We start from the raw sequence: 5,831 nt of genomic DNA, 5'->3' as shown, positions 1-5,831 counted from the left end.
GCGGCGAAGGTCAGCAGACAGGGCTCGGGTCATACGGGCCGGCCTCCATACCGGCACATAGTATGAATCAGATTTCGACCAGTATGGGAATCTTAAAATGAACCTATTAGATCAGATTATGCTCTAGGCCGCTCATCGGCATACGGTCTGCATTGGCTGAGCCGATGAAAATGATGCGGCCGCCGTCGGGCATGGTCCGTGCGGCGGCAACCGCCGCGTGATAAGGCGCGTGGGTATTGATGCGGAAAAGCCGGTCGATGGCATCCGGCGGCATGGTCAGTGGATCACCCGCGCCAAGAATTCCGGAATTGACGACCAGCACGTCCAAGGGGCCGAGCGAGTTGATCAGCGCGATGAGGGCATCCCGGTCGCCACTGTCGGCGCGCAGGGCCCTGCTTCCGGTCTCTGTAGCCAATTCCTGAGCGTCGTCAGGCGAGGACAAATACGTAAAGACGACTTTCGCGCCATCCATTGCGAAGCGACGCACGATGGCGGCCCCAATCCCGCGACTGCCGCCCAGCACGAGAACGGATTTACCATGAAAGCTGGTCATGACCGTGTTTCCCTCAACGCCAGAATTTCTGCTAGCCTGTCGAAGGCCGGCTGATAGATGTGTGTCGGCATCCGGGTCTCCATGCTGGCTGCGTGTTCGGCCGATGCTTCGAACTGACCGCGCCACCGGATAAACGTGCGATCGCCATCCGTTATGGGCAGAAGCGTGATGGTCGAGCGGTAGTTCCGGATCGGCAGAGCCGATTCAATGATCGAGAACGTCACCGCATGATCCACATCCGACAGTGCCAGAAGCTGTTCACAGATCACACCGACATCGCCCATTTCAACACGGCGGATTGCGCCGACACGGTCGCCAGGATCATCGCCTTCGATCACGCAGCTTTTCACGCCCGGCAACCAGCGACCAAGGGCACCAAAATCACGGATCAGCTCCCAGACGGACGAAACGGGTGCATTGATGACACTGCTGGCCATAACGTTGATCATACGGACTCCCCCTGCCCTTTTCTGTGTGGGATCAAAGTGACTGGCCGCCCGTCACCTCAATGCGCTGGCCATTCACCCAGTGCATGTCGTCAGACAGAAGGCCACGGACCGCGGCCCCAATGTCGTCAGGTTGGCCGACGCGCCCCAGCGGCGTGATCTCTGCGAGGCTCCTGTTGACCGTGGCATCGTCACGGACCAGACCGCCGCCAAAGTCCGAGGCCACCGCGCCGGGGGCGACCGCATTGACCGTAATGCCCCGCGCGCCCAGTTCCTTTGCCATATAGAGCGAGATGACTTCGGTTGCGGCTTTCATGGCTGCGTAAGGACCATGATCCGGCAGATAGAAGCGCGTCGCGGCAGAGGTGATGTTGAGAATGCGGGCACCATCACGGATCAGCGGAAGAAGTGCTACCGTCAGCAGGTACGGACCCTTGAAGTGGATATTGTACTGATTGTCGAGCTGTTCGGACGTTGCGGCGTCGAAGCGGGTGTGGATGATGTTGCCGGCGTTCTGGACAACATAATTCAGTCCCCCCTGCCCGAACCCGCTTGCAAGAAGGGCTTTGACCCGCCCCGCAAACTCCGTGAACGACGCATGGTTCGCGATGTCCAGTTGCAGCATACGCAGCTTTGCGTCCTCGTGGCTGAGGGCGGTTTCGGCTGCTTTCGCCTCGTCTTCATTAGCGTGATAAGTGCCGATCACGCTGATGCCGACGGCCGTCAGATGCCTGGCGATACTGTAGCCGATGCCGCGATTGGCGCCCGTGACAAAGGCGATTTTTGATGTGCTCATGATCGGATTCCTTGAGGAGACATGGCGTTGTGTTCCGTAAACGCCACTTCCATACCAATCGATCCATAATAGGGACACGAAGCAGGGTCAAGGATTTGTGGACCGACCGATATGGAATTTCGTGCCGGGTCCGGATCGTCTCGCCGCTGTCAGTCCGTCAGCTTTTTCTCAGGCCGCTTTGCTGTTCCCCGTTTCACCGCGTTGATATCCCATAATGTCAGCACAGATGTGACAGCCGCATCCAGAGTGTCCGGACGCATCCCGTCCCGGGCTTCGCATGTCATGCCGTGGAAGAAAGTCGTGAGAATATCGGGCAGCACATCTGTCGCCGGGGATGCGTTCAATTCACCATTGGCAATGGCGCGCTCTACACAGGCCCTGATGCCGGTGCGCGTGCGCTGTCGTTCCGCCGCAAGAAGCGCCTGAACAGGTTCGTTTTCAGGTGAGCAGTTGCTGGCACCGCACACGACCAGGCACCCGGTCGGATGGGTGCGGGCAGACTGCATGCGCGCCGAGCCGCGCAACGTCCGTTCGATGGCCTCGCGCGGGGGCAGGCTTTCATCCCATAACGGCGCCATGACCTGCCCGTATGTGGTCAGATAACGCTGCACGACTTCGCGGAACAGGGCCTCCTTCGAGCCGAACGCGGCATAGAAGCTCGCAGGCGAAATATTGCCCATGCAGGATTTGAGCTGCGTCAGGGAGGTCGGCTCATACCCCTGCGCCCAGAAAAGCGCCGTGGCGGCGTCAATCGCCCTGTCGCGGTCAAACTCACGGGGACGCCCGGTCCGCGCCATGTCATCGTTCCTTCCGAAAGACTTCCATATTAATTGATCCATAAGTGATTGCCAAGGCCGCTGTCGCTCTATATGTGTATCAAACGGTCCATATATGAGCACCCCATGAACCCGACCATCACAGTGCCCACGCAAAAAAACGACGCACGCCTTCCGATTGCCGGCCTGCTCGCGCTGGCCATGACCGGCTTCATCTGCATCATGACCGAAACCCTGCCGGCAGGTCTGCTGCCTCAGATCGGTGCGGGTCTGCATATTTCCCCGGCGCTCGCCGGGCAGATGGTGACGGCCTATGCCATAGGCTCGCTGAGTGCGGCGATCCCGCTTACACTCGCCACACAGCGATGGCGGCGCAGGAAGGTCCTGCTGCTGGCGATCATAGGCTTCGTGGTGTTCAATTCCATCACCGCGTTTTCGACGCATTACGGCATGACCCTTGTCGCCCGGTACGGAGCGGGTGCTGCGGCGGGTCTTGCCTGGGCGTTGCTGGCTGGTTATGCGCGCCGGATGGTGACGCGCGCCCAGCAGGGCCGCGCCCTGGCAATTGCCATGGTGGGCACGCCGATCGCGCTCTCGCTGGGAGTTCCCGCCGGGACATGGCTGGGCGCTGCTGTCGGCTGGCGTCTGGCTTTCTGGATCATGTCGGGCCTGACCATGCTGCTGATCGCATGGGTGCTGGCGAAGGTTCCTGACTTTCCGGGTGCCGCGTATGACGAGCGTCTGCCGTTCCGGCATGTTCTGTACATGCCGGGCGTGCGGTCTGTTCTGGGCGTGGTGATGGCGTGGATGCTCGCGCACAATGTTCTCTATACCTACATCGTGCCATTCGTGACACCGGCCGGACTGGCGGGACAGGCAGATCGCATCCTGCTGCTGTTCGGGGTCGCTGCCCTTGTCGGCATCTGGCTGACCAGCCGCACGGTCGATCACGCCCTGCGTCTGTCTGTTCTGCTCAGCCTCGCCATATTCGCGGTCGTGGCAGCGGCTTTTGCTATCGGATCAGCATCGCCTGCGGTGATCATGATCGGTGTCACGATATGGGGGCTGACATTTGGTGGTGCTGCGACGTTGCTCCAGACAGCACTGGCTGATGCGGCTGGCGATGGCGCGGATGTCGCGCTGTCGATGAATGTGGTGGCGTGGAACAGTGCGATAGCTGGCGGGGGCCTTCTGGGCGGCGCGCTGCTCGACACATGGGGGGCGGCATCATTCCCCTGGGCGGTGATGGGGCTTGTCGCGGTCGGCTTCCTGATCGCATGGCAGGCCCGGTCCCATGGGTTTCGACCCGGCCACCGGCTCGGGCATGAAAGCTAAGGATGCAATGGGGGTGTCAAAAGCGTCCTTCTCTTCTACCCTGTGTGGGGCTATCGCTTTCACCATCACTTTTAACCCTGCTCAACCATACGGAACTTATCCATGTCACGACCGCCATTCCCGCCCTTTGATATTGAAAGTGCGACACGCAAGGTCCGGCTTGCCGAAGATGCCTGGAATTCCCGGAACCCGGAACAGGTGGCGCAGGCCTATACAGTGGATAGCCAATGGCGCAACCGGGTAGAATTCATCCATGGACGTGATCAGATCGTGGCCTTCCTGACACGCAAATGGAACGGGGAGCGCGAATACCGCCTGATCAAGGAACTCTGGGGTTTCCGCAATAACCGCATGGCTGTCCGTTTTGCCTATGAATGGCATGATGATGCGGGTCGGTGGTTCCGGTCCTATGGCAATGAACTGTGGGAATTCGATACCGCCGGGCTTATGCGCCGCCGGGTCGCATCGATCAATGACCTGCCGATAGAGGCCGGAGACCGACTGTTCCATTGGCCTGCGGGAAGACGCCCCGACGATCATCCGGGGCTGTCCGACCTTGGACTTTAATGTCCTGAAAGAAATTGCTCTCGCCAAAGTTCTTTCATGATTCCGATACTCACCATCCCTGTTCGGTGGGCAGAACGAACAAGTTCTGCGACATCCATTCGGGATGGTGCGTTCAGCGCAAACAGGATCGTGTCAGCGATGTCCTCGCCTTCCAGATAGGTCATGGAAGCAGCCAGATCATCCATCTGCTTGCGGTAAGTGGCATCTGTAATCTGCTCGTACAGTTCCGACTTCACGGCACCCGGTTGAATGCAGGTGACGCGGATATTGTGCTTTGACCCGATCTCCATCCTGAGTCCATCGGAGAACTCTGCGACGGCGGCCTTGGTGGCGCAATAGACGGCCAGACCGGTAAAGACTTTCCGGCCCGCAATCGAGGACATGTTGAAGATATGGCCCGAATGCTGTGCGATCATCTGTGGAAGAACCGCCGCCGCTGCATTGAGGACACCAGACACGTTTACGTCCATCATACGCTGCCATTCATCCACTTTCAGGCTGTCAACATTGGACAGGGGCATCAGGCCCGCATTGTTGACCAGCACATCAATCCTGCCGAACCGGGCGATGAGGGCATCTGCCGCAGCCCTGCATGACGTCAGATCCGTAACGTCGGTTGGAAGGACAACCGCTTTGCCGCCTGCCCCGGTGATTTCCATCGCCAGCGCGTCCAGACGGTCCTTGCGCCGTGCCGCCAGACCGACAATAACGCCTTCTATCGCAAGTTTGCGTGCTGTTGCCGCGCCTATCCCGCTGGAGGCTCCGGTAACAAGGGCGACCTTACCTCTGATACTCATGATAATCTTCATCTATTCCGTTTAAAAAAGAACGAGAAAACAGGTAAAGACCCAGGCAGATGGTTTCTGTCGTCCTCTTGCTAAAACCATTGTGATTTTGCGTTTTTGTGAGTTGGACTGGACAATTCACGGCACGCCTGAAAGGGAAACCGGATGCCGCACCCGCATCGTTCTTCGCTGCATGCCGCCAGTTACGCCCTCGAGGACCGTATTCCGGGCCGGAAAATCGGGCAAAGCCAAGGGAAGGCATGGAAAGAGGCAGAGGCACAGATATTCCGCCGGCCGCAACACGAGAATGAAGTGCTGGTCCCGGCCGTGGCCGAGCCCTTGCTGGTCTGGATCATCTCGGGAGAAGCGCAGATCGAGGAACGAGAACTAATACTACGGGCTATCACCTTTGACCTATATGAGCCCATTTTCTGAGGCCGATGGATCGGATGGTCTGTGGCAGGGCGGTGAGGTTGTTCCATGCGGTGCATGCGGCTTCGATGATGTGTTCGATGCCGCTGAACACGGTGTTGGACAGCCAGTTGGCGCGTAGGAACTGCCAGATATTCTCGA

At 59.1% G+C, this 5,831-nt stretch carries 5 protein-coding genes and 4 pseudogenes; 3 read left to right on the top strand and 6 right to left on the bottom strand.

All coding sequences use genetic code 11. The features are described 5' to 3' along the window. Positions 1–124: 124 nt before the first annotated feature. The 4 genes and pseudogenes from OQZ28_RS17035 to OQZ28_RS17020 all read right to left on the bottom strand — a co-directional run. Positions 125–553, bottom strand: a pseudogene (locus tag OQZ28_RS17035) (SDR family NAD(P)-dependent oxidoreductase); the annotation flags it as partial. After that, on the bottom strand, positions 550–1,002 hold the full coding sequence (locus OQZ28_RS17030) for an SRPBCC family protein (protein WP_053324080.1): 453 nt from the start codon (positions 1,000–1,002) through the stop codon (positions 550–552). The pseudogene OQZ28_RS17035 and the gene OQZ28_RS17030, both read right to left, overlap by 4 nt. 31 nt (positions 1,003–1,033) lie before the next feature. Beyond that, positions 1,034–1,795, bottom strand: coding sequence for an SDR family NAD(P)-dependent oxidoreductase (locus OQZ28_RS17025; protein ID WP_217420506.1), 762 nt, complete (start codon positions 1,793–1,795; stop codon positions 1,034–1,036). 149 nt (positions 1,796–1,944) lie between these two features. Continuing rightward, positions 1,945–2,592 carry a TetR/AcrR family transcriptional regulator gene (locus OQZ28_RS17020; protein ID WP_217420505.1) on the bottom strand — a complete coding sequence of 216 codons (648 nt, stop codon included), beginning with the start codon at positions 2,590–2,592 and terminating at the stop codon, positions 1,945–1,947. A gap of 105 nt (positions 2,593–2,697) precedes the next feature. Between OQZ28_RS17020 and OQZ28_RS17015 the strand changes: the two genes are divergently transcribed. Then, positions 2,698–3,906: an MFS transporter gene (locus OQZ28_RS17015; RefSeq protein ID WP_217420504.1), complete on the top strand. Its 1,209-nt coding sequence runs from the start codon at positions 2,698–2,700 to the stop codon at positions 3,904–3,906. Between the two features lie 102 nt (positions 3,907–4,008). Further along, a complete protein-coding gene (locus OQZ28_RS17010) occupies positions 4,009–4,473 on the top strand; it encodes a nuclear transport factor 2 family protein (protein WP_025440109.1) in 465 nt (154 codons plus the stop codon). A gap of 49 nt (positions 4,474–4,522) precedes the next feature. On the opposite strand, the pseudogene OQZ28_RS17005 reads toward OQZ28_RS17010, so the two are convergent. Next, positions 4,523–5,282: pseudogene (locus OQZ28_RS17005) on the bottom strand (SDR family oxidoreductase). Between the two features lie 141 nt (positions 5,283–5,423). Between OQZ28_RS17005 and OQZ28_RS17000 the strand changes: the two are divergent. Next, a pseudogene (locus OQZ28_RS17000) lies at positions 5,424–5,648 on the top strand (AraC family transcriptional regulator); the annotation flags it as partial. A gap of 13 nt (positions 5,649–5,661) precedes the next feature. On the opposite strand, the pseudogene OQZ28_RS16995 reads toward OQZ28_RS17000, so the two are convergent. Next, positions 5,662–5,831, bottom strand: a pseudogene (locus OQZ28_RS16995) (IS630 family transposase); the annotation flags it as partial.

It is taken from the genome of Komagataeibacter sp. NFXK3 (assembly GCF_054182245.1).
The sequence above is the reverse complement of the archived record's forward strand: the minus strand, read 5'-3'. Positions and strand labels throughout refer to the sequence as shown.

What these genes read in the sequence shown, in the direction of transcription:
- OQZ28_RS17030 (WP_053324080.1), bottom strand. Translation starts at nt 1,002, where the DNA reads ATGATCAACGTTATGGCCAGCAGTGTCATCAATGCACCCGTTTCGTCC.
- OQZ28_RS17025 (WP_217420506.1), bottom strand. Translation starts at nt 1,795, where the DNA reads ATGAGCACATCAAAAATCGCCTTTGTCACGGGCGCCAATCGCGGCATC.
- OQZ28_RS17020 (WP_217420505.1), bottom strand. Translation starts at nt 2,592, where the DNA reads ATGGCGCGGACCGGGCGTCCCCGTGAGTTTGACCGCGACAGGGCGATT.
- OQZ28_RS17015 (WP_217420504.1), top strand. Translation starts at nt 2,698, where the DNA reads ATGAACCCGACCATCACAGTGCCCACGCAAAAAAACGACGCACGCCTT.
- OQZ28_RS17010 (WP_025440109.1), top strand. Translation starts at nt 4,009, where the DNA reads ATGTCACGACCGCCATTCCCGCCCTTTGATATTGAAAGTGCGACACGC.